The 21,476-nt window shown below is 49.5% G+C and carries 20 protein-coding genes; 5 read left to right on the forward strand and 15 right to left on the reverse strand.

Features of this window, described 5'->3' with window-relative positions:
* Positions 1–169: 169 nt before the first annotated feature.
* From AC3WTP_RS08195 to AC3WTP_RS08225, 7 genes are all read right to left on the reverse strand, one after another.
* Positions 170–2,353, reverse strand: a complete 2,184-nt coding sequence (locus AC3WTP_RS08195) for a heavy metal translocating P-type ATPase (protein ID WP_492394106.1) — start codon at positions 2,351–2,353, stop codon at positions 170–172.
* Positions 2,343–2,765 carry an ArsR/SmtB family transcription factor gene (locus AC3WTP_RS08200; RefSeq protein WP_492394107.1) on the reverse strand — a complete coding sequence of 141 codons (423 nt, stop codon included), beginning with the start codon at positions 2,763–2,765 and terminating at the stop codon, positions 2,343–2,345. The genes AC3WTP_RS08195 and AC3WTP_RS08200 overlap by 11 nt, the downstream gene beginning before the upstream one ends.
* A 212-nt stretch (positions 2,766–2,977) precedes the next feature.
* Positions 2,978–3,724, reverse strand: coding sequence for a DNA-3-methyladenine glycosylase (locus AC3WTP_RS08205; protein WP_492394108.1), 747 nt, complete (start codon positions 3,722–3,724; stop codon positions 2,978–2,980).
* On the reverse strand, positions 3,711–4,682 hold the full coding sequence (locus AC3WTP_RS08210; RefSeq protein ID WP_492394109.1) for a PD-(D/E)XK nuclease family protein: 972 nt from the start codon (positions 4,680–4,682) through the stop codon (positions 3,711–3,713). Before AC3WTP_RS08210 ends, AC3WTP_RS08205 begins: the two co-directional genes overlap by 14 nt.
* Positions 4,683–4,836: 154 nt before the next feature.
* Positions 4,837–5,511, reverse strand: a complete 675-nt coding sequence (locus AC3WTP_RS08215) for an SOS response-associated peptidase (protein ID WP_492394110.1) — start codon at positions 5,509–5,511, stop codon at positions 4,837–4,839.
* A gap of 64 nt (positions 5,512–5,575) precedes the next feature.
* Positions 5,576–7,423, reverse strand: coding sequence for a bifunctional diguanylate cyclase/phosphohydrolase (locus AC3WTP_RS08220; protein WP_492394193.1), 1,848 nt, complete (start codon positions 7,421–7,423; stop codon positions 5,576–5,578).
* A gap of 42 nt (positions 7,424–7,465) precedes the next feature.
* On the reverse strand, positions 7,466–8,341 hold the full coding sequence (locus AC3WTP_RS08225) for an MBL fold metallo-hydrolase (protein WP_492394194.1): 876 nt from the start codon (positions 8,339–8,341) through the stop codon (positions 7,466–7,468).
* Positions 8,342–8,700: 359 nt separating this feature from the next.
* Between AC3WTP_RS08225 and desA the strand changes: the two genes are divergently transcribed.
* From desA to AC3WTP_RS08240, 3 genes are all read left to right on the forward strand, one after another.
* Positions 8,701–9,756, forward strand: coding sequence for a Delta(5) desaturase DesA (gene desA / locus AC3WTP_RS08230; RefSeq protein ID WP_492394111.1), 1,056 nt, complete (start codon positions 8,701–8,703; stop codon positions 9,754–9,756).
* Between the two features lie 66 nt (positions 9,757–9,822).
* Entirely contained in the window at positions 9,823–10,959 is a 1,137-nt protein-coding gene (locus AC3WTP_RS08235) for a sensor histidine kinase (protein ID WP_492394112.1), read from the forward strand.
* Positions 10,956–11,555: a response regulator gene (locus AC3WTP_RS08240; protein WP_492394113.1), complete on the forward strand. Its 600-nt coding sequence runs from the start codon at positions 10,956–10,958 to the stop codon at positions 11,553–11,555. The genes AC3WTP_RS08235 and AC3WTP_RS08240 overlap by 4 nt, the downstream gene beginning before the upstream one ends.
* Positions 11,556–12,070: 515 nt before the next feature.
* On the opposite strand, the gene bshB2 is transcribed toward AC3WTP_RS08240, so the two are convergent.
* Positions 12,071–12,709 carry a bacillithiol biosynthesis deacetylase BshB2 gene (gene bshB2 / locus AC3WTP_RS08245; RefSeq protein WP_492394114.1) on the reverse strand — a complete coding sequence of 213 codons (639 nt, stop codon included), beginning with the start codon at positions 12,707–12,709 and terminating at the stop codon, positions 12,071–12,073.
* Between the two features lie 40 nt (positions 12,710–12,749).
* On the reverse strand, positions 12,750–13,094 hold the full coding sequence (locus AC3WTP_RS08250; RefSeq protein ID WP_458569093.1) for a YojF family protein: 345 nt from the start codon (positions 13,092–13,094) through the stop codon (positions 12,750–12,752).
* A gap of 361 nt (positions 13,095–13,455) precedes the next feature.
* Between AC3WTP_RS08250 and AC3WTP_RS08255 the strand changes: the two genes are divergently transcribed.
* Positions 13,456–14,025: a GNAT family N-acetyltransferase gene (locus AC3WTP_RS08255; protein WP_492394115.1), complete on the forward strand. Its 570-nt coding sequence runs from the start codon at positions 13,456–13,458 to the stop codon at positions 14,023–14,025.
* 34 nt (positions 14,026–14,059) lie between these two features.
* Positions 14,060–15,316, forward strand: a complete 1,257-nt coding sequence (locus AC3WTP_RS08260; RefSeq protein ID WP_492394116.1) for an MFS transporter — start codon at positions 14,060–14,062, stop codon at positions 15,314–15,316.
* Positions 15,317–15,486: 170 nt separating this feature from the next.
* On the opposite strand, the gene AC3WTP_RS08265 is transcribed toward AC3WTP_RS08260, so the two are convergent.
* From AC3WTP_RS08265 to AC3WTP_RS08290, 6 genes are all read right to left on the reverse strand, one after another.
* Positions 15,487–15,861 carry a VOC family protein gene (locus tag AC3WTP_RS08265; RefSeq protein ID WP_492394117.1) on the reverse strand — a complete coding sequence of 125 codons (375 nt, stop codon included), beginning with the start codon at positions 15,859–15,861 and terminating at the stop codon, positions 15,487–15,489.
* A 693-nt stretch (positions 15,862–16,554) separates the two neighbouring features.
* Positions 16,555–17,523, reverse strand: coding sequence for an ABC transporter ATP-binding protein (locus AC3WTP_RS08270; RefSeq protein ID WP_492394118.1), 969 nt, complete (start codon positions 17,521–17,523; stop codon positions 16,555–16,557).
* Positions 17,524–17,559: 36 nt separating this feature from the next.
* Positions 17,560–18,354 carry an ABC transporter permease gene (locus AC3WTP_RS08275; protein WP_492394119.1) on the reverse strand — a complete coding sequence of 265 codons (795 nt, stop codon included), beginning with the start codon at positions 18,352–18,354 and terminating at the stop codon, positions 17,560–17,562.
* Positions 18,351–19,127, reverse strand: a complete 777-nt coding sequence (locus AC3WTP_RS08280; RefSeq protein WP_492394120.1) for an ABC transporter permease — start codon at positions 19,125–19,127, stop codon at positions 18,351–18,353. The genes AC3WTP_RS08275 and AC3WTP_RS08280 overlap by 4 nt, the downstream gene beginning before the upstream one ends.
* Before the next feature lie 176 nt (positions 19,128–19,303).
* Positions 19,304–20,593 (reverse strand): alpha-L-fucosidase, encoded by a 1,290-nt coding sequence (locus AC3WTP_RS08285; protein WP_492394121.1) that lies wholly within the window; start codon positions 20,591–20,593, stop codon positions 19,304–19,306.
* 255 nt (positions 20,594–20,848) lie between these two features.
* Positions 20,849–21,310: a DUF1097 domain-containing protein gene (locus tag AC3WTP_RS08290; protein ID WP_492394122.1), complete on the reverse strand. Its 462-nt coding sequence runs from the start codon at positions 21,308–21,310 to the stop codon at positions 20,849–20,851.
* Between the last annotated feature and the right edge of the window lie 166 nt (positions 21,311–21,476).

The following is a 21,476-nucleotide window of genomic DNA, read 5'->3' on the forward strand; positions in this document are numbered from 1 at the left end:
GCAATTCTATTTTTTTATCATAAAGCCGCTGTTTTTGTGACATTTTTCGTTGCATTCTTGCATACCCCCCCCAGTTTCATTCACAACAGAAAAAGGACTGCTTCAGCCAGCATGCCAGCTTAAGTCAGTCCTTCCTATATAGCCTCAACTTAGAACTTAATTTAGAAATTTATTTCTTATCTTTGCCCAGCAGAATCGTCAAGCCCAGCAGTGTAACGATAATCGTCGCCCCCATATCGGAAAGGATCGCGATCCACAGCGTCAGCCAGCCTGGAATCGTGAGCAGAAGAGCAAACAGCTTGAGACCAAGCGACAAGCCGATGTTGAGACGAATGATACGGTTAACCTGCCGTGATACACGGATCGCCGCAGGCAGTTTGCCCAAGTGATCCTGCATCAGCACGATATCCGCTGTCTCTACAGCACTGTCCGTACCTTTTCCCATCGCGATGCCCAGCTGTGCGGATGCAAGCGCCGGCGCGTCATTGATACCGTCACCGACCATAGCGACTTTGTACTGTCCAGCGAGACGCTTTACTTCAGCCACTTTCTGCTCCGGCAGCAGGCTTGCGCGATATTCACTAACACCTACCGCTTCCGCCACCCGCTTCGCAGACTGCTCATTATCGCCGGTCAACATGATCGTATGCGTGACACCGGCTTGATGCAGCGCAGCTATCGTATCTCGGCTTTCTTCGCGAATCTCATCAGCTAGGCCGAATACGCCCAGCGGCCCTTGCTCATCTGTCACCGCGACGATCGTATAGCCTTCAGCCCTCATCGCCTCCGCATCCGCTAATGCTTGGCGGAAGGCTTCGCCTTCTCGCATAAGCGTGCGCTCGCTGCCGACTACATAGGCTGTGCCATTCACAACAGCCTCGATCCCTTGCCCAGCCACCGTCTCGGAGCGAGTCGGCTCTGCAAAGCTGTTCATGCCCTGCGCCTCCAAGTGACGCATCATCGCTTTGGCAAGCGGGTGCAGCGATGATTGCTCAATGGCGCCTGTGACTGCGTAGCAGCGCTCTGCGTCATACACTCGCTCTGCCATAACGGCAGGCTCACCCTTCGTTAAAGTACCCGTCTTATCGAAGGCAAGCGCATTGATCTTGCCAAGCTGCTCTAAGTGAACACCGCCCTTAACGAGTATCCCTTGCCGTGCGGTGCGTGTAATACCGCTCACGATAGCAATTGGCGAGGAAAGGATCAATGCGCACGGACAGCCGACAATCAATACGGCGATCCCTTGGTACAGCCACTTGGACCAATCTCCGTCCAGGAAGAGCGGTGGAACGAGAATGACGAGCGCCGCGATGATCATAATGAGCGGCGTATAAATGCGAGCGAATTTATCAATAAACAATTCTGTAGGCGTCTTCGTATCTTGAGCTTCTCTAACTAGATGAAGTATCTTCGCTAATGATGAGTCCTCATAGGCCTTATCTACTCTAACCTTCATAATTCCCGATGTATTCAAGCTTCCCCCGAATACGGCATCGTTCACGTTCTTGCTGACCGGCAGCGATTCCCCAGTGATGGCTGCTTCATTGACCGCGCTTTCCCCTTCAAGCACTGTCCCGTCAGAAGGAATCTTCTCGCCCGGGCGAACAAGCACGGTGTCGCCTACGCGCAGCTCCGCGATCGGAATGACGACCGTTGCGCCGTCTCGTATCACATTCGCCTGTTTAGGGGCTACTGCAAGCAGTGCGGCGACGGAACGTCGTGCGCGTTCCATCCCGTAGCCTTCCAGTATTTCATTAAGACCGAACAAGATGGCGACTAGAGTTGCTTCCTTCCATTCCCCCATCAAGACGGCGCCTGTCAAGGCGACTGTCATTAACGTATCCATGTTGAACTTCAGCCGCGCCAAATTCTTCAAACCCTGTATAAAGGTCGAGTATCCGCTAATAACAATGGCAGTAAGAAACATCGCAATCAGCGCCCACTCCGGAATGAGACCTTCAACGAAGAAGGTAGCGGCATACAGCACCGCCGAGAAGCCAAGCAGCCACTTCATCACATTCATGCTTCCATGCTCATGGCTATGACCGTGGCTATCGCCATGCGCGTGACCCGCATGATCGTGTTCATGCGAGGCGCTGCTTGAATCTGCACTAGGCTGGTCTGCGCTCAGCAATCGCGCTCCATCCTTCTTCAATATGCGTTCGACCTGTTGACGATCCACATTCGGATGGAGCTTCAAGGTCCCGCTGTTGAACATTAGCTCCGCGCTTTCGCCGTTTGGCAGCTTGCGGATCTCCAGCTCGCATTCACGCGCACAGTTCGCGCATGACAAGCCTTGAACTTGAACTATCATTCGATCATCTCGTTTAGCACTCGATGTATTAGCAGTCATGACAATGCTCCTCTCTCATGTGCTCTTGTGTCATTCTGATAAGCGTGCGGATATGATGGTCCGTGAGGGAGTAGAACACATTCTTGCCCTCTTTGCGTGACTTCGCGATCCCTAGAGACCTCATCAAACGCAAATGATGCGAAGTTGTCGCAGTGGACTGCCCAGTTAATATGGCTACATCGCATACGCACAGCTCTTCACCCTGATCGAGGTAGGATGCCATCTTCACTCGAGTTGGATCGGACAGCGCCTTAAATATTTTTGCCATATCGGTCACTTCATTATCATTGACCGTTCCTTGCAGCGATTGGATCTTCTCCGCGTCATAGCATATAACTTCACACATATCATCCTGTGTGCTTGAATTGTTCACCTCTATCTCTATATCTTGCTTAGCTGCCTTCTCTACCATTCCTAATATTCCTCCTTCCAATATCCTATATATTGTTCAACCTCATTCACTTACATCATGTTAATTACGTTTTTGATTATTCAAACATTCGTTTGATTGTTTGATTTCTTTCATTGTAGCACGACACATTACAATATTCAAACGAATTTAATAATGTTCTTCACACTTTTTTCATGCACTTCCTGCTATTAAAAAAAGCCAAAGCGCAAACCCTATTCGGATTCGTCCTTGGCTATATGATGCATATGCTCATCTTCCTCCATGCGCTTAGCAATTGACAGCGGCACAGCTTCTTTGTATGCCACCGACACGTATGGATGTCCCTTTATATAGAAACGCCATAGCTTATCCGCATATTCTTCCGCATACGGTATCCCAATGCGCGGCGCGCATACGATCCGCGACGGCTCCACGGGCGTTCCTGCTTCGAGCCATATATCCTCTCCGTCGACCAGGTCCGCGCCGTCAAGCTCCTTGCCGATCGCCAGTGCGCGGCACAGCTTGCCCGGACCGTTGCTAAGCTCAGCGGCTTTGCGCGACTTCAACGGACGGAGCTGCTGCATCAACCTCTCATCTTCAGCGGACAATGGCGCCACACCTCGAATCAGCACCGCTTCCGCTTGGTCCGTTGATGCCGCTACAACGTTAAGGCAGTGGTACATGCCGTATATAAGGTACACGTAGGCGACGCCTCCGTCCAGAAACATCGTTTCGGTCCGTTTCGTGCGGCGGTTGCCGTAGGCGTGCGAGCCTTTATCATGCGGGGCAACATAGCTTTCCGTTTCCACAATCATCGTTCGGATGATGCCGCCCTCTACACGGCGAGCCAACGTTCGCCCAAGCAGCTGAGGTCCAAGCTGCAATGCGCCTTGGCGGAACCAGCTTCGCGGCAAACGATGGCCAGATGAAGCCGCTTCAACGACTTGTGGCTTCGATGAGTTCCTGTCATGATGCATCATAGCCGTACGCTTCCTCCTCTTGGTCCTCCTGTAGTCTCGGCTTCGCTCTTTCACACATCTCACGAAATGAGCAGCGGCGGCACTTGCGCTCATCATCCGTCACTTCGAAGAACTGCAACTCTTTCGGTGCATTAAGCGCCGTGTCCAGCATATAACTGCGCATGGCGGCGATGCTTTGCTCCGCATAAGCTACCAGATGTTCCATCTCTTCTTCCGCTACCACATCCACCTTGCACTGACCGCTGAGCAAATATTCTGTGCGAATATCTATATGCTCGTACGGCACGCCATAGTGCTCATGCACGTACCAGCCATATAAACGAAGCTGAGTGTCGTTCCGCTCATCTTCCTGACCCGTCTTCCAGTCCACGATAATATATCTTCCCGCTTGCCGGTACATAAAGTCGAGCTTGACGTAGACCATCGTATCGCCAAGATCGATCGTGTTAAGCTGCTCGAGTTCCACCAGATGGCATTCATCCGCATGCATGTAGTGCTGCATGCTCTCACTGTCGAGCAGCCGCTCCGCTAGAATCGGGATCCGGCGCTTGATCGTATCCGTCGTCGAATCCTGCAGTCCGCCGTAGTAATACATCTCCTGCAGCATCGTCCGCTGCTTCGGCTGCAGCTTCCAAGCCTCCACATCGCGTGAATCCTTGTAAGCTTGATTCAAGAGGGCGCGAATGCGACGCTTCATTTCTTCCACATCCATAATACGACCGTAGTTATGATACAGCTTGACAGCTTCTTCAGCCAGCTTATGCACGGATTCTCCAAACACTAGATAGAGGTTCGTCATCTGCTTAAGACGATAGGCATGGCGCGCCATTGGAGGAGCATCCATATACCAGCCGTTATGCGCGGCATAATAATGATAATAGTACTTGCGTCGGCATTCCTGAAATAGATTGTGTCGTGAAGGTGACCACGACCAATCCGGGTACGGTCTAGGCGGCATGTCATCAACTCCTCTGTTTATCCCGATTGCGGAACAATACGGATAACCGCATCCAGCAGATGCGGTTCATCTCTTGTAGAGCTAATTATAGCATACAGCCGCCTAGCTTAAAGGTATTGCTGATTGCACGCAGTCTCCTCAGAAGATTCCATATTTAAGGCTTAACCCAAGCCTGCTTCTTATCCCACTCCGCAATACAAGAGGCATCATCCAGATTCGCATACTGAATAGCAGGTGATACAGGATACATCCGCATGCGATCCTCTTGCAGCGGCTTCAGCATCCGTGTCAGGTAATCCACCTCCAGCGAGTCTGGCTGCAGCCATTTGCCCAGATCCTCAGGTTCAAGAATCGCAGGCATGCGCGGGTTGAATTCTGCAAGCATCGCGTTCGAACGCGTCATGACCATCGTGCACGTTCGATGCACCTGCTTCTGCGCATTTTTCCACATTTCATATAAGCCTGCTATGCCAAATATTCCATTCGTACGCAGCACCACTCGCACCGGATGCTTCCGCTTGCGATCAACGCGCCAATAGTACAATCCATTGCACGGAATGATGCAGCGCTGCCGTTCTACAACCTTATAATAAGCTTCATTGTCATTCACCGCGTGAATGTCAGCATTAATCGCATCGGGAGCCCAGAACGGCACCATTCCCCATCGAAATGAATCCAGTACCCGCTTCCCCTGCTCCATTCTCACAACTGGAGCCGAATAAGTCGGTATGACATTGTAGCGCGGTCGATACGGTGCTGCTACTTCCTCTATGCCAAAGTAAGCCAACGTTTCCTGCAGCTCGGAACTAAGCGAATATTGATGACACATCGTTCCACCTCCTGTACCGATAGATTGCGCACAGAAGGAAATATTATACATGCTGCCCGTTCAGTTAACCGCCTGCCATTTTAGAGGAGTCCAACTTGAAGTCATACTTCTTCTCAATCATATGTATAAAGGCATCTGCACATACCGGATCAAACTGGCTGCCCGAGCAGCGCTTCAGTTCTTGGATCGCTTCATCAAATGTCTTGGTTGTCTGATACGGCCTTTCCGTTGTCATGGCATCGAACGAATCGATAACGCTTAACATTCGCACGATCTTCGGGATCTCCTCGCCCTTTAATCCATGAGGGTACCCCTTGCCATCCATTCGCTCATGATGCAGCTCGATCAGCGGTAGCAGATCAGAATATTTGCTGATCGCGGATACGATCTCTTTTCCCCATTCAACGTGCTTCTTCACGATCATCCATTCCTCAGCATCCAGCTTGCCTTGCTTCTGCAAGATATGCTTAGGGACTTCCAGCTTCCCAATGTCGTGAAACAAGGCCCCTAGAATCAGCGACCTCTTTTCCATTTGACTGAAAGGAATGTACTCACAAACGTCCATCGCATAGCTGTAGACCCGTTTGCTGTGCTGGAACGTATAGATGTCTTTCGACAGAAAGATCTTGAGCTGTTGCTCGATCTCTGCAACTTCTTGTTCAATGTCAATCGACTTCGGAATTAGCGACTGCTCATTATAGATATGAGCCAGATTCTTTCCCTGAACTTTAGCATAGTACATCGCTTGATCCGCCTTATCCAGCAGCTGTGATTTGTCATGAATTTCTTTGCGATATTGCGCGATGCCAGCAGAGAAGGTTAGACAGCCATGCGGAAGAATCTCAACTCCCTCGAAATATGTGTCATTTACCTTTTTACGCACATTATTAATGAAGGAGAATGCCTCTTTCTCTGTCTTGCCCTGCATCAGGATCGCAAACTCATCTCCTCCATATCGAGCAACGATACAGTCAATTGTCTTGCACGCATCTGACAGCATGCCGCCGAAGAATCCAAGCAGCTTATCCCCCTTCATGTGTCCGAACGTATCGTTATACGTTTTGAAGCTGTCGATATCCATAACAATGAGACTGAAGATGTTATCCGCATCCTTAGCCTGCTTAAGCTCCTTCTCCAAGAACTCTTCAAAGTAACCGTGGTTATACAGTCCGGTTCTCCGATCCCGTGTCGCTTTATCGGAAACTTGCTGATATAGATAGTAGAATTGCTGAAAAGATAGTGATAGCATCACGCAAATAACTAGGAACAAGAACAAGCCAAAGTAGAGATCGGTTGGTATGATCATGCATAATACAAGCGAGAGCAGCAGCATACTGACATATTCAGCAGCCGTTTCTTTTAACATACTCTTAAGCAGAACTAGGAAATTTCGCTTCAACAAAATATAGAAATACAGAGCGAACGTTATCGAATTTATTAAGAAATAGGTGAATAACGAGATGATATAGATGAGAATGTCTTTGGAATCCAGAGGGCCCACTTCGCCGCCAAGCAGGGTGAACACATTATAAACAGCTGTAATCATAATGCAGTACACTGAGAAATTAAACAGATGCTTCCACCATTCAAGCTTACGCTTATATAAGGCATAGATTACCGTGCTTAACAGCAATACCTCCAACGCTAACTGCAATCCAAATGTAAAGATACATGCCAGATAAACGGCTGAGTCCATGGATTGGTTGTTGCCTTCAGGCGGCAATTGGAATACAACTTGATTTAATAACAGTACAGACCCTACCAGCGCCAATAACAGCACCCATTCTGAGGTAGTTCGAACTTGATAATCCATATTTAAGATAAAGACAGCCACGCCAAGAACAGATATTGCGATTAAATACAAATTGATCGGTACCTTTATATAATGCCTTAGCCTAGTCCTTAGATTCATCAAGAATCGTTCCTTCCTATTGTGACTATTCATTATGTAAGTTCATATCCGACTTAATTCTAGCGGGAAGGTTTCCCCGCGCTTTAATATATGCAAGGCGCTGCGGTCAGAATAGACTTCGTCCCATTGATTCAGCAAACGATCGAGCGCTTCCCTTGGTGTATCATCCGCCAGTCGATAGGCATCATAATGCATCGGTATAAAATGCTTCCCACCAAGCTCATCAAACGCGCGCACTGCTTCCTCCGGTGTCATGTGCTGCCTCTTCATAAACCATTCCGGCTCATAGGAGCCGATCGGCATGAGTACATGCTGAAGCTGAAACTGCTCCCCTATTCTTCGAAAATGATCGTGATACCCTGAATCGCCAACAAAGTAGACAGACTGCTGATCGGCTCCCTCCAGCACCCAGCCGCCCCATAAGGAGCGATTCGTATCCCACAGCGTGCGCCGCGACCAATGCAGCGATGGAACGAAGGTGATGCGCAGCGACTGATGCTGTATGCTGTCCCACCACTCGAACTCCTTCACTTGGCGCAAGCCCTTTCGTTTAAAGCTGTTGCCTAGCCCCTTCGGCACGAGGTAGAGCGGTTGACCCTTCAATCTGCGGATCGAGCTATAATGCAGATGGTCGTAGTGGTTATGCGAGATCAGCACGATATCGATCTCCGGCAGATCCGTGATCGCGACATTGGGCTGCGACATGCGCATCTGGAATCCCATTCGCATAGCCCACACCGGGTCAGTAATGATATTGAGCCCGCCTAACTGGATTAGGAAGGTACAATGCCCGATAAACGTAATCGCCGCCTCGCTGCGATTGTTCTGCAGGTATTCTCGCTTCACCTCATCCACGGTCGGGACGACATAGGACAAGTCCTTCACTTTACTGCGCCGTTCCTTCTGCCACTGCAGCATATCTTGATAGCGAATGCTCTTAACGGCAGTAAGCTCGTTCAATTCATCTATCTGATTCACTTCGTGTTCACGTCCTTTAGTTGGAAACTTCTTAAAGGTGATTATAGTATAGATTTTCCTGCAAACATAACAAAAGAGTAAGTTGGCTTAACCAACCGTTACGCTGTCGATAGCACTTTTTGTCTAAAAACCATATAAAAAGGAAGTAATTTACTTTTTATATATGACATTTGTCATACTCGCCACTTGACGTTTATGACTACTTTGATTCCAGTGTATTTCTTACAATTAATCTAACCAATACTATCGCTGACGTTCGGAACGTTCTCCATGCGTCATATGAAGGAGGAATACAGAAGATGTCTCAATCCAAGCAAATCCAGCTCAAGAAAAGTATCGCCCCCTATGAGAAGACGAACCTGAGAATCAGCATTAGACAATTGCTTAACACCTTAATTCCATTAGTTCTGTTCTGGTGTGCTGCCTACTTTAGTTTGGAGATATCATACTGGCTGACGCTTGCCTTTGGACTCATCACAGCCGGGTTTGTGATCCGGGCATTTATTATATTTCACGACTGCTGCCATCAATCCTTCTTCAAGAGCCGTCTGGCGAATGAAATCGTTGGAACGATCACGGGCGTCATTTCACTAAGTCCTTATCAGCAATGGAAATACAGCCACTCCGTTCACCATGCGACGAGCGGCAATCTGGATAAGCGGGGCATCGGCGATATCTGGGTACTAACTACCGACGAATATGCTGCGGCTACTCCATGGCGCCGTTTTATGTATCGACTGTATCGACATCCGATCGTCATGTTTGGGCTTGGTCCGATCGGCATATTTCTTATTGTATACCGTTTTAACCGCAAGGGAGCGAAGCGCAAGGAACGAATCAACACGTACGTAACAAACATCTCTATCGTTGCCCTCTATACCTTGTTAATCTGGTTAGTCGGATGGCAGGCATTTCTGCTCATTCAAGGCCCTATATTCCTCGTATCGGGGATGCTCGGGATCTGGCTGTTCTATGTACAGCATCAGTTCGAGGACTCATACTATGAGCATGGGGATGAATGGAGCTACGTAAAGGCGGCCGTTGAGGGAAGCTCCTACTATAAGCTGCCGAAGCTGCTGCAGTGGATTACAGGCAATATCGGCTTTCACCACGTTCATCATCTGAGCCCAAGAGTGCCGAATTATTATTTGGAGGAAGCGCATGATATGACACCTCCGCTTCAACAAGCAACAACGATTACGTTGCGCACAAGCTTGAAGTCGCTGCGTTTCCATCTATGGGATGAGAATACGAAGACATTTATCAACTTTAAGGAGATGAAGAGACGGCTTCGCGACCAGGATGGCGCAACAGCGAAGATCAAAATTCCTCGCCCAGGCTTAGAAGGAAAGTAGACGTCTGTTCTTTCATTTGTGATAAAATAAAATTTAATATAGGTTTGCGGAATATAGGGAGGCACCATGCAGAAGTGGTATCAGATATTTCAGAAAAATACTGGTCTTAGTCTATATGTATGGGGTGTATTCTACATCCTCCCTTTCTATTTCATCTTCCGGTCATCCTCAACCTATGAGGTCGTGTCCGGCTTTGTTATGGTTATTCTCTTCTTCATCTGCTATGTGCTCGCATTCGTATCGAAGGGCTGGCAGGTCTATTTCTGGACCAGTGTGCAGATCATCATCTCTATTGCCATGACCTTGATATTCGGTTATGTGTACTTCTCCATCTTCCTTGCCTATTTTATCGGTAATATTCAGAATAGGATTGGCTTCTTCGTTCTCTATACGATCCATCTTGTCAGTATGATCATCGCGATCAACTACGGCTTTGTCACACGCAATCCGATTCTTATTGCACAGTTTCCATTTGTGCTGATGAACTTAATCGGAGTGATCCTCCTTCCCGTCAATACGTACAACCGCAACAAGCGTGAGAAGCTGCAGGGGATGCTGGAGGATGCCAATAAGCGTATCTCCGAGCTTGTGAAGCTCGAAGAACGGCAGCGCATCGCGCGTGATCTTCACGACACGCTGGGTCAGAAGCTGGCGCTGATCGGATTGAAGAGTGATCTAGCCGGCAAGCTGATGAGGAAGGATATAGAGCAGGCTCAAGCGGAGATCAACGATGTCCACCAGACCGCTAGGACGGCTCTTAAGGAAGTTCGAGAGCTGATTACCCAGATGAGAGGTACAAGGCTGGAAGATGAGATGCACCGGATCAGGCAAATCTTAAAGGCCGCTCATATCGAGTTTACGCTCGAAGGAGATCCGAAGCTGCACAACACCTCCCTGCTGAACGAGAATGTGCTTAGCATGTGTTTGAAGGAAGCCGTCACGAATGTGGTCAAGCACAGTCAAGCAACCGCTTGTTGGGTCTCGATTGAGCCAACGAATTCAGAGCTTGTGCTTCGTGTGAGGGACAATGGCATTGGAATTGACGAACAGAATCGCTATTATAGAGGAAACGGACTACGGGGGATGAAGGAGCGTCTGGAATTCGTGAATGGCAGCCTAGATATCAGTTCCGATCAAGGAATGATCGTCACGATGCGAATTCCGAACGTCGTCTTTCAGCCAGAAGAGGAGGCAGAGCTATGATTCATATCGTCATCGCAGAGGATCAGCGGATGCTGCTGGGCGCTCTTGCTTCCCTGCTGGATATGGAAGAGGATATGAAGGTTGTCGGTCGGGCAAGCAATGGTGAAGATGCGGTCGCATTAGTCCACCAGCACAAGCCGGATATATGCATCATGGATATTGAGATGCCTGTTAAGAGCGGCTTGGAGGCTGCGGAGGAGATCAAAGATACGGGCTGCAAGGTCATCATCTTGACGACATTTGCCCGCTCCGGTTACTTTGAGCGCGCCTTGAAAGCGGGCGTTCGAGGCTATCTGCTGAAGGACAGCCCTAGCGAAGAGCTCGCCAGCTCGATTCGGAGCGTGATAGCTGGACGACGCATCTATGCGCCGGAGCTGATCGATGATGCCTACGGTGAGGTGAATCCGTTAACGGAACGAGAAAATGAAGTTCTCGGGCTCATCGCAGACGGCAAGAACACGAAGGAAATTGCGAACGAGCTGTACATCACGACAGGCACCGTACGCAATTATATCTCGGTCATTCTCGATAAGCTGAATGTCAGCAATCGAATTGAAGCCATCACCCGCTTCAAGGAGAAAGGCTGGTTTAAATAAGTTGAAGCGCCTTGCACGGCCGTGACGTCACCCTTGGACATCCCGCCCTCGTGCAAGGCGCTTTTTTTGTGCCCGAGACGTCCCGTGCATGACGTCTCGGGCTTCTTTTGCACCGCCGCGAGCTCGCTTCGCTCATCACACTTCACAGTACCTATACACGCTCCTCAGTGGATTCTAACCTCTGCGCTGCCCCATCCGTGCGTCGGCCTCGGCTCTGTAACACGGTTTTCCCCCGTTATCTCACCTTACTTGCGTGTTTCGCACGCTGTAACGGGGTAAAAACCTGTTAGATCGCTCAAGCACCCCACCCGTGCGGCAGACTCGCCTCTGTAACACGGTTTTTCCCCGTTATCTCATCCTACTTGTGTGTTTCGCACGCTGTAACGGGGTAAAAACCTGTTAGATCGCTCGGGTCACCCCATTCGCGTGACACCAGCACCCTTAACTAGGGACGCATCTTCACAAAAAAAAGGCAAAGCGATTGCGATCGCTTTGCCTTTTTTTTATTGCCTATTTTAAAATTGATAGCGCCACATGCGTTCCCGCTTATAACGCTCTTTCTTCTCTGGACTATAGTCGCCCAGCATCAATTGAAATTGTGACTTGTGTGCCTTAATAGCTTGCACCTTCTGATCCACCCACTCACTCACATCGTTTACGATATGAGGCGGCCCGAGCACATCCTTGCAATTGCTAGTCATCGCCACACAGCGAACCTCCGGTCTGCTTGCAGCAGGCATGCTCTCTACACCACGGATAACGATCTCTCCGCAAGCGTCATGATCCGGATGAACACTGAGTCCTGGGTAAAATGTATAAATGATATCCGGCTTCAGCTCTTCAATAATCTGGCTCATCTTCTGCGCCCATAGATCCAGATCCTCAAACTCTACCATCTTGTCATGCAATCCTAAGCGACGCACATCCTGAATGCCGAGTGTTCGGCATGCATCTGCCAACTCACGCTGCCGAATAAGCGGCAGGGTGACACGACTTGCAAATGGCGGGACCCCCATATTCCGTCCCATTTCTCCCAACGTCATGCAGACATAGGTTACGTGCGCACCTTGCTTAATATGTTGAATCAGCGTTCCTCCGATGATGGTCTCATCATCAGGGTGAGCAAATACAGCTAATATTCGTTGCTGCTCCATTACCTTCACCTTCTGCTTCTCTTAATCAATTCATTTCCTATTAAAATGGTTCTCGTGACAGCTGCAGCGCAACAACGAGCTTGCCATCGCCATCATGACCTGCTGCGATAAGACGATCCTGCTCCGTCTCTTCCCAATGCGTAAGCCCTTGTGCGTACACCCATCCAAGCTCGGTCTTCAATCCGATACGGTAAGGACCATCGCCTGCGATAGAGCCCTGCCCGTAGCGAATCTTGGCATTGCTTAAAAATGCCGAAGCCGTCAGCTTAGATTGATCACGCTGACTAGCGTATGCTCCAGTGGTCATTTCGAGATGTATATAAACTTCCTGATCCTTCAAGCGATCCAGAAGCTGCTGAACAGCCCCAGGTTCGATTGTTATCATGTGCATCCTCCTCTGATGACTGGAATAGTCATGGTATATGACATTATTCAGTCAGCGCCTACTTTATTTTAGCACCCTGCTTACCATTTTACAGTTATCTCTATTGTAGGCTGTTTGCGTTAAGAAATCACCTGTTCATTTAAATTTAAACATTGCTGCACTTACTATTATAGTAGTAATTGTTTACAACATGGGCATGAACTTTGATATTGACTAGCACATGGAATGCTAATATAGTTACGTCAGTTGAGAGGCAGGAAGATCGACCCAACATATGATTGTATGAACAACGACCCGACACACGCCATCATTTTATATATCAAATCACTCTAGCTGCATAAGGAAAGGATCGTGAATAACCATGCTCGACAAGTCTATTCCATTTCATCGGATTATATTGCGGCGCAAGACCGGAACAAGCCTCCCCGAGCCTCAATTGCCCGAAGGTTACACCTATTGTCTCTTTCAACCTGGAGATGAACATGCATGGGCTGAGATCGAAACTTCTGTAGGAGAGTTTGAAACCACCGATAAGGCATTGGCTTATTTTCAGCGAGAATACCTGCCCCTTCTTCCTGAGCTAAAACGGCGCACGATGTTCATCGTCAGCCCTGAACACGAAAAAGTCGCGACATTAACAAACTGGTGGGCTTACTCTTCCGAAAGACGTGACCCGTGGCTGCAATGGGTTGCCGTAAAACCTAGCTGTCAAGGCTTAGGGCTCGGCAAAGCGATCGTATTCGAGGGAATGAAGCGCATGCTAGCAATCGAAGGGGATCGAGACATCTACCTTCCTACTCAGACTTGGAGCTACAAGGCGATTGGAATCTACCTGAAGGCTGGCTTTGAGTTTCTCACAGAACCTGACATCGGCAGATACCATAATGAGTATGAGAAGGCGAGACCCATTTTAGAACAAGTGTTGAAATAAAGTCAGTGATTTCTATTATCGGAGGATATTCATCATGAATTCAGGCCAAGAGCTAACGAATAAACGCAACCGCATGCTGCTGATCATCATCGTATTCACGGGATTCCTAATCTTTGGCTTCTCGGAAAATGTTAAAGGTCCCGCCATTCCCCGCATGCAAAGCGACTTCTCGCTGGATGAGATGCAGCTTGGCCTGCTGCTGTCTTTGAATTCATTGGGGTATCTGCTTGCGTGCAGCTTTACGGGAATATTGAGCAGGAAGCTCGGTCTGAAGACCACCACGCTGCTCGCCTTCGGCTCCATGACCTTATCAGGCATATTGATCTATTTTTCGGTAAACTACACCTTTCTCTCGGTCTCCTATTTCTTCATGTACATAGGCAACGGGATGCTTGAGATCGGCTTAGCGCTGCTTGCTGCAAGGGTATTCACACGCAACACAGGGACGATGATGAACTTGTCCCATTTCTTCTATGGGCTGAGTTCCATGGTTGCACCGATCATCGCAACATATCTGATGGGCGTATCCGTGGGAGGCGCTGAGCTCGGCTGGCGCGGTATGTATCTGATTATAATCTCGCTTGCCATCATTCCGATGCTTCCATCCATAGGCGCAAAGTTCCCTAAGAGCACGGTTGAAGGAAGCAAGCCTATCTCAATGAAGGAGTATGTAAGCGACCCTGCAGCATGGATCATTGTGATGATTCTATCGTTTGGCGTCGTATCTGAATTGGCGGTCGGAAGCTGGTTGGTCAATTATTTAGAAAAAGCTTATCAATGGGAAGCTTCGGCTGCCTCTGGAATGCTGTCTTTATTTTTCTTTTTCTTTATGATGGCTCGACTCGTATTCGGGCCGATTATCGACAAGATCGGTTTCACCAAGTCGTTAATCATCTTCCCCGTCATCTCAGGTGCATGTTCGCTGGGAGGCATTCTGATCGGACCATCTGGCGCCTTCCTATTTGCGCTTGCTGGTATCGGTATCGCCCCGATCTACCCGACAGTTATGGCGCTCCTTGCAAAGCGTTACCCGCATGGTACAGATATGGCCATTACGTTTACGGTTACGATGATGGGCATTGCCAGTGTTATCGGCAACTTCCTCATCGGGTGGACTACGGATACATTCAAGCAGATCTTCACATCAATGCATGGTGCCGAGAGAGGTCTCCTGATCGGGCTTCAGGCAGGGTATGCTTTTATCGCGATATGTGCGTTCATTTGTTCTGTCGCAGCGATTATCCTATATCGATATGACCGCAGAACACGTCCGGCAGCAGTTGTAATGTAGTTGCCACAACAACAATAAGCCGCAGCGATCCAAGCGATGAACCACTTGACTGTGGTGCTGCATAGCAGGTATCAGCTAATAATTGCTGCGGCTCCTGCATTGACGGTGTCTCCACTCAAACTGAAAACCTACCGTACATAGCCATCACGATCGCTACATCAACTTCGATTCTACAGCGCTTCAAGGAACTCCAACCGATTGCCAAATGGATCATTTACATAGAATCGCTTAATCCCCTCCTCATGACGTGCATCATCGTCAATCACCGCGCAATGATGGGTCACAAGATGCTCTCGAAGTTCGTCCAGATGAATAACCTGAAATGCCGGATGCGCCTTCTTCGCAGGGACAAAGTCCTTCTGGACTCCAATATGCACTTGATGCACACCACACTGGAACCACACGCCCCCACGTGCGCGCAAGCTCTCCGGTTTCGGGATTTCAACCCAACCTAGCATGTCAGCGTAATATTTCCTAGCCTCTGCTTCACACCCTTCTGGAGCTGCCAATCGAACATGATCAATCCCTGCAAATGAATAACTCATAACGAGCCCTCCTTCTCGATTGCAGTTCTACAGAGTGAAACTAAGTTTCATAATACTTCTAATTAACATTATACAATGTTGTTTCCATATATGTGTAATAACGTTTGATTAACTTCTCACCCCCTCGCCCCACCACTGCGCCTGTGTAAGACGGTTTTTACCTGTTATCTCGCTCCCAAAGCCCACTTCGCACGCTGTAACAGGGAAAAACCCCGTTAGCGCATCCGATCCGGTCTGTTCACCCTCCTCCGCGCTTGCGTAAGACGGTTTTTACCTGTTATCTCAGCCCCGAGGCCCACTTCGCATGCTGTAACTGGGAAAAACCGCGTTAGCGCATCCGATCCGGTCTGTTCACTCTCCTCTGCGCCTGCGTAAGACGGTTTTTACCTGTTATCCCACGCCCCGAGGTCCACTTCGCACGCTGTAACAGGGAAAAACCCCGTTTGCGCGTCCGATCCGGTCTGTTCACCCTCCTCTGCGCTTGCCTAAGACGGTTTTTACCTGTTATCTCACGTCCGAAGCCCATTTCGCACGCTGTAACGGGGAAAAACCCCGTTTGCGCGTCCGGACCACTTAGAGGTGAGACATACCCAGAGCATCAGAGCAAAATTAACCGAACAAGTTAACATAGCCGAGCGCAAAAAAGCGATGCACTCTCGATACCCAAGAGTTCATCGCTCTCTTTCCAAGAAATCAGTAGATCCGGTGCACGACGTCTTCGAACGCGGGCTCTTCCATATGAACATCGTTCATGTCGCCCCATTCACTGACGACGCGCAGCACATCCATCGCGGTCAGCTCGTTGCGGTTGCAGTGGATGACGAGCTCGCGCCCATTTGCGCTCTCCACGCGAAAAGGCTGCTCCCATGCCGCCGGAACACGCACCGCGCCGTGGTAGCTGATCTTCAGCACCGTCGGCAGCCCAATGCGCGCGCGCAGCTCATCCAGCGTGCCGTCGAAGCCGAGCGCACCGTTGTTAATGACGATCACGCGGTCGCACAGCTCCTCGATATCGTCCATATCGTGCGTCGTCAGCAGGATCGTCTTGCCCTGCTCTTGATTGAGCCGCTTCAGCAGGCCGCGAATGCTGCGCTTCGCGATCACATCGAGGCCGATTGTCGGCTCATCAAGGAACAGGATGTCCGGGTCGTGCAGCAGCGCAGCGGCCAGGTCAGCCCTCATTCGCTGACCAAGCGACAGCTTGCGCACGGGAGTGTCCATGATCTCTTGAAGCCCAAGCAGGGCCTCAAGCTCCTGCAGCCTGCTGCGCTTCCGCTCCTCATCCAGCCGATACATCGCGGCTAGGATGTCATAGGAATCGCGCACAGGCAGATCCCACCACAGTTGGCTCCGCTGACCGAACACCACGCCCAGGTGGCGCACCACCTGGCGGCGATTGCGTTGCGGACTCAGCCCGTGGATGAGCACTTCCCCGCTCGAGGGGTGCAGAATGCCGGTGAGCATCTTGATCGTTGTGGACTTGCCCGCTCCGTTCGGACCGATATAGCCGACGAAGTCCCCTTGATTGATGGTGAAGCTAATGTCCTTCACCGCTTCCTTCTCGCGATACTCACGGGACAGCAAGCTCCTTATGCTGCCGAGCGCCCCCTCCTTCACCACCGGAATCCGAAACGATTTATGTAATTGTTGAACGGATATCATCATGTCCCCCCATTTTCCAATATGATCGCTCTAACTCTAAGTACCCGTACTCTGATAGCGAGAAATGCCGAACCTCCAGAACCAGAGCCCGAGCAGCAGAAACAGCACCGCAAACACAATCACCGCGCCAATCAGCCACAAGCCATACTGATCCCGCAGGATATACAGCGCGGGCACGTAGTTAGCGATCCCGACTGGTATGAATACAATCAGCGACATCTTCAACCAGCCTGGGTACAGATCAAGCGGATACTGTGCCGCTGTGCGCGCCGCATCCTCTGTGATGTTCTGCAGCTCTTCAATACGCGTGATCCAGAAGCCGAAGGTCGCGGTCACCAATCCGATCGAGAATAAGATGACCGACCCCGATAAGATCACGATGATCGTGAGCGGTATCGATTCCCAACCGATCTGCCCCGACTGCATCAGACCGTTCATGGCCAACGTTAAGATGATGATGCCCTGACCGAACTCCCCGAACAGAATGCGATAATTCTGCGTCATGAGTGCAAGGAGCACTGGCACCGGTCGAATAAGCAGCGCGTCTAGGTCGCCGCTAACCAAGTATTTTTCCAGATGATGAACGTCTGAAGCCAGTGAACGGTAGATTGCCTTCGACAGCATGATAACCGAGTATAGATAGCCCACCTCATAGATCGACCACCCCTTGATGCTGCCAAACTTGGCAAGCACGAGCGCCACCATCAGAAATTCGGACAGATTGATAAGCGCGGCCATCAGCGTTGAGATCAGGAAGTTGAACTTGTACTGCATCCCGCTCCGCAAGCTGGCGCGTATGAGCAGCACATACATCTTGAGCGCGTGATTCATCCGCCCTGCACCTCCAATCGGCGCCGCATCATCGCTGTTCCGAGCAAGCACACGCCTGTCAAGCAGACAGCCCACACCACGGAACCCCACAACACACTGGCTGATTCCATCTGCATATAGATGCGGTTTGGATAGTAGAGAAGATACGGATAAGGCGATGCTAAGCCAATAGCTTGGAGCCAGTCCGGCGTCCATTCCAATGGAATGAAGAAGCCCGACAGCAGCATCGTCAACGCGTAGTTGACCCAGTAGAGCCATCTAGACTCAGTCGTCCAGAGCGAAGCGATACCAATCAGGAACTGGATGCTAATCGAGATGTACGCCCCCATCAGGATAGCGATTGCTGTCCATACATAGACGGTGAAATCATTCGGAAGTTGAAGTGAGAAGATAAAGAAGTAGAGTGTGTAGATCGGCAGAAATTTGTAGATCAGCTGGTAGAGCAGCTGCCCCCATTCGCGGCTCATTCGTTCATAGAACAGATGCACAGGCCGCATCATATCAAATGCGATCTGTCCTGTTCGCACAGAGCCCGCGATACCAAGACCGTTGCTCTGAAACAGCGTTAACCAGATGACGCATTGGTTAAATGCGATGTACGACGTCATGCCATGCACCCCGTACTCGCCAAGTGAGTTGTCTGCCCCAACTCCAGCCCAGATCGATACGTAGATAAATCCAAACATAAAGCTCGCAATGTTGTGCACCATATGTGCGCCGCGGTACTGTAGATTACGAGCATATGCCTTTCTTGCCAAGACCGTAAACAGCACATTACACCTCCTAGAGTCGACTTTAGATTGGTGTATGCGTAGAGAGAAGGAATAATAGGATATCAGATTTCTACATATATTGGCAATGGTTATTTTACGAGATTTGACATTCACATGAAAAATGGCGACCCTCCCCAAGCCTTGCTGAGAAGCGATCGCCACTTAATATGTTTAAATTAATTATGTGTAACTACTGCGCCAGAACCGCCGTACATATCAAGCTCACCGTCAAGCTCCAGCTTGAGTACAGTAACTCGATCGTGCGCATCTTCCTCTGTCATGTTAATCCAGGTTGTGCCCGGAATGTTGAACCAAGGTACTCCGCCATGAATCTCATGCGTAAGCTCTTTGCCAGAGTGGAGCACTGTGATCTTGTTGATCTTGTTGGACAGACCTTTTAGGCATAGGCATTCTGTTGGCTTGTCATAGACGAACAGATACAGTGTCTTCTTATCTTTGGATACGGTGCTGCCACCCAGGAAGTAACGTGGAAGAATTCCCTCATCTGTGCCAAATACCGCTTCTTCATGCGTCTTGATCCACTCGCCGAGGCCAAGCAAAATAGCTTCTTGACGCTCATCGATCGTACCGTCTTCTCGAGGTCCGATATCAAGCAGCATGTTGCCGCCCAGCGTGATGCAATCACAGAACATGCGGATAATTTGATTCAAGGATTTGTAATCATTATCGGCATGCTGATAGCCCCAAGAGCTGTTGATCGTCGTACAGAATTCCCACGGACCCACAGGACGCGTGATTGGAATACCTTGCTCAGGCGTTTTGTAGTCGCCGTGACCTTGTAGGCGCGAGTTGATAATAAGATCCTTATTGAACGTTAAGAGATAATCTTTGAATTCAGGCAATCCCCATTGCTTCGCGCTTCTCTCCCAGTCTCCGTCGAACCAGAGAAGGTCAACTGTGCCGTAATTGGTCAGAATTTCTTTCAACTGGTTGTTGTTGAACTCCAAGAAACGCTTCCAAGCCTCTTCATCCTGTACACCGTCAGTAGGATAAGCGAACTTGTTCATCTGGCTTGGATCTTCCGGCACGTTGCCGCTTTCGTATACACTTGGATAGTCCGGATGGGACCAATCAATAAGGGAGTAATACATCCCTGTTCTAATACCGCGCTTCTGAATCGCCTCGGCATATTCCTTAATGATATCTTTCTTAGCAGGCGTCTTCTTCACGACGTTCAGATCACTGTACTGGGTATCGAACAGCGCTACACCATCATGATGCTTCGTTGTCAGAACCGCATATTTTGCACCGGACTTCTCGATTAGATCTGCCCACTTGTCTGCATCAAAGTGCTTGGCTGTGAAGCCATCCAGCTGTTTCATGTAGTCTTCATAAGAAACTCTTCCATTGTAAAATGACCAAGACTCCGAAATCCCATCAACCGCGTAGATGCCATAGTGAATAAAGATACCCAGCTTGGCTTCTTCGAACCACTTTTGTACCATACTCAAGCTCTCCCCTGACTATTAATGATTAATCTCGCATTATCATATCTTTTTACCATTGTATTGAAAATCTCCTGCTAGTATCACCCAATAACTATTGGATGAAGCGGTTACATATGCGATAAGCGTGCCGCATTTACATCTCTGGTCAGCACACCACTATCATAGAATACCTAGTTCATATAATCAAGTTATCGATAACATTCTTAATTATGGAAAATAATTGCTTGATCAACCTGCACTGGGTCTAGCGTGTTAGCGCGTGTTAGTCGGTCTGATCAGCGCGGTTCCCTTCTCGGAAATAAAGCCAAGCAGAGCTCCGAATATAAGCCCGGATATCGCGCCGCTTAAGTCGCTGCCAGTCGCAAAGAAAGTAGAGCTGCCGATAAACGCTCCCGGTATATATCCTAGTAGCTTCCAACGGGACTGCAAGCACATCGCTCCCGCGCCGATTGCCGTTGCGAGCCCTAGTCCCAGCGCGTCTCCAATAACGAGTATAAACAGGTCCGTCATCTGTACGATGAGGAACCCCCATAGGACACCGCTGAAGTTCGTCGCGAGCGCTGTCTGGAGTCCTTTCGTTCCACCGCCCGCCGCAAAGTATGTTGACCATCCGAGGAATCCCGCGAACGTGATGAGCTCCAGCGACATGCTGAACACTGCCCACACCCCGGACAATAACCCTGTACTGATTGCGATTGCAAGTAATAATGGCATATGTATACCTCCAAGCCTATGAGCGCCGAGTCTATATAGATAGCAGGACCATGATGTTCACACCTAATGCTCTTCATTTCGTCCCGCTGCGTCGGGTTAACTGTAATAGGCTTGGCTAAACGCCTGGCAAATATTCGACTAACAAAAACAGGTCAATTATGGCGGC

The organism is Paenibacillus sp. EB106-04-04-XG159 (assembly GCF_058791835.1).

What these genes read in the sequence shown, in the direction of transcription:
- AC3WTP_RS08265 (WP_492394117.1), bottom strand. Translation starts at nt 15,861, where the DNA reads ATGAGTTATTCATTTGCAGGGATTGATCATGTTCGATTGGCAGCTCCA.
- AC3WTP_RS08275 (WP_492394119.1), bottom strand. Translation starts at nt 18,354, where the DNA reads ATGAATCACGCGCTCAAGATGTATGTGCTGCTCATACGCGCCAGCTTG.
- AC3WTP_RS08215 (WP_492394110.1), bottom strand. Translation starts at nt 5,511, where the DNA reads ATGTGTCATCAATATTCGCTTAGTTCCGAGCTGCAGGAAACGTTGGCT.
- AC3WTP_RS08240 (WP_492394113.1), top strand. Translation starts at nt 10,956, where the DNA reads ATGATTCATATCGTCATCGCAGAGGATCAGCGGATGCTGCTGGGCGCT.
- bshB2 (WP_492394114.1), bottom strand. Translation starts at nt 12,709, where the DNA reads ATGGAGCAGCAACGAATATTAGCTGTATTTGCTCACCCTGATGATGAG.
- AC3WTP_RS08195 (WP_492394106.1), bottom strand. Translation starts at nt 2,353, where the DNA reads ATGACTGCTAATACATCGAGTGCTAAACGAGATGATCGAATGATAGTT.
- AC3WTP_RS08220 (WP_492394193.1), bottom strand. Translation starts at nt 7,423, where the DNA reads ATGAATCTAAGGACTAGGCTAAGGCATTATATAAAGGTACCGATCAAT.
- AC3WTP_RS08270 (WP_492394118.1), bottom strand. Translation starts at nt 17,523, where the DNA reads ATGATATCCGTTCAACAATTACATAAATCGTTTCGGATTCCGGTGGTG.
- AC3WTP_RS08210 (WP_492394109.1), bottom strand. Translation starts at nt 4,682, where the DNA reads ATGCCGCCTAGACCGTACCCGGATTGGTCGTGGTCACCTTCACGACAC.
- AC3WTP_RS08205 (WP_492394108.1), bottom strand. Translation starts at nt 3,724, where the DNA reads ATGATGCATCATGACAGGAACTCATCGAAGCCACAAGTCGTTGAAGCG.
- AC3WTP_RS08200 (WP_492394107.1), bottom strand. Translation starts at nt 2,765, where the DNA reads ATGGTAGAGAAGGCAGCTAAGCAAGATATAGAGATAGAGGTGAACAAT.
- AC3WTP_RS08285 (WP_492394121.1), bottom strand. Translation starts at nt 20,593, where the DNA reads ATGGTACAAAAGTGGTTCGAAGAAGCCAAGCTGGGTATCTTTATTCAC.
- desA (WP_492394111.1), top strand. Translation starts at nt 8,701, where the DNA reads ATGTCTCAATCCAAGCAAATCCAGCTCAAGAAAAGTATCGCCCCCTAT.
- AC3WTP_RS08260 (WP_492394116.1), top strand. Translation starts at nt 14,060, where the DNA reads ATGAATTCAGGCCAAGAGCTAACGAATAAACGCAACCGCATGCTGCTG.
- AC3WTP_RS08290 (WP_492394122.1), bottom strand. Translation starts at nt 21,310, where the DNA reads ATGCCATTATTACTTGCAATCGCAATCAGTACAGGGTTATTGTCCGGG.
- AC3WTP_RS08250 (WP_458569093.1), bottom strand. Translation starts at nt 13,094, where the DNA reads ATGATAACAATCGAACCTGGGGCTGTTCAGCAGCTTCTGGATCGCTTG.
- AC3WTP_RS08255 (WP_492394115.1), top strand. Translation starts at nt 13,456, where the DNA reads ATGCTCGACAAGTCTATTCCATTTCATCGGATTATATTGCGGCGCAAG.
- AC3WTP_RS08235 (WP_492394112.1), top strand. Translation starts at nt 9,823, where the DNA reads ATGCAGAAGTGGTATCAGATATTTCAGAAAAATACTGGTCTTAGTCTA.
- AC3WTP_RS08225 (WP_492394194.1), bottom strand. Translation starts at nt 8,341, where the DNA reads ATGCTGCAGTGGCAGAAGGAACGGCGCAGTAAAGTGAAGGACTTGTCC.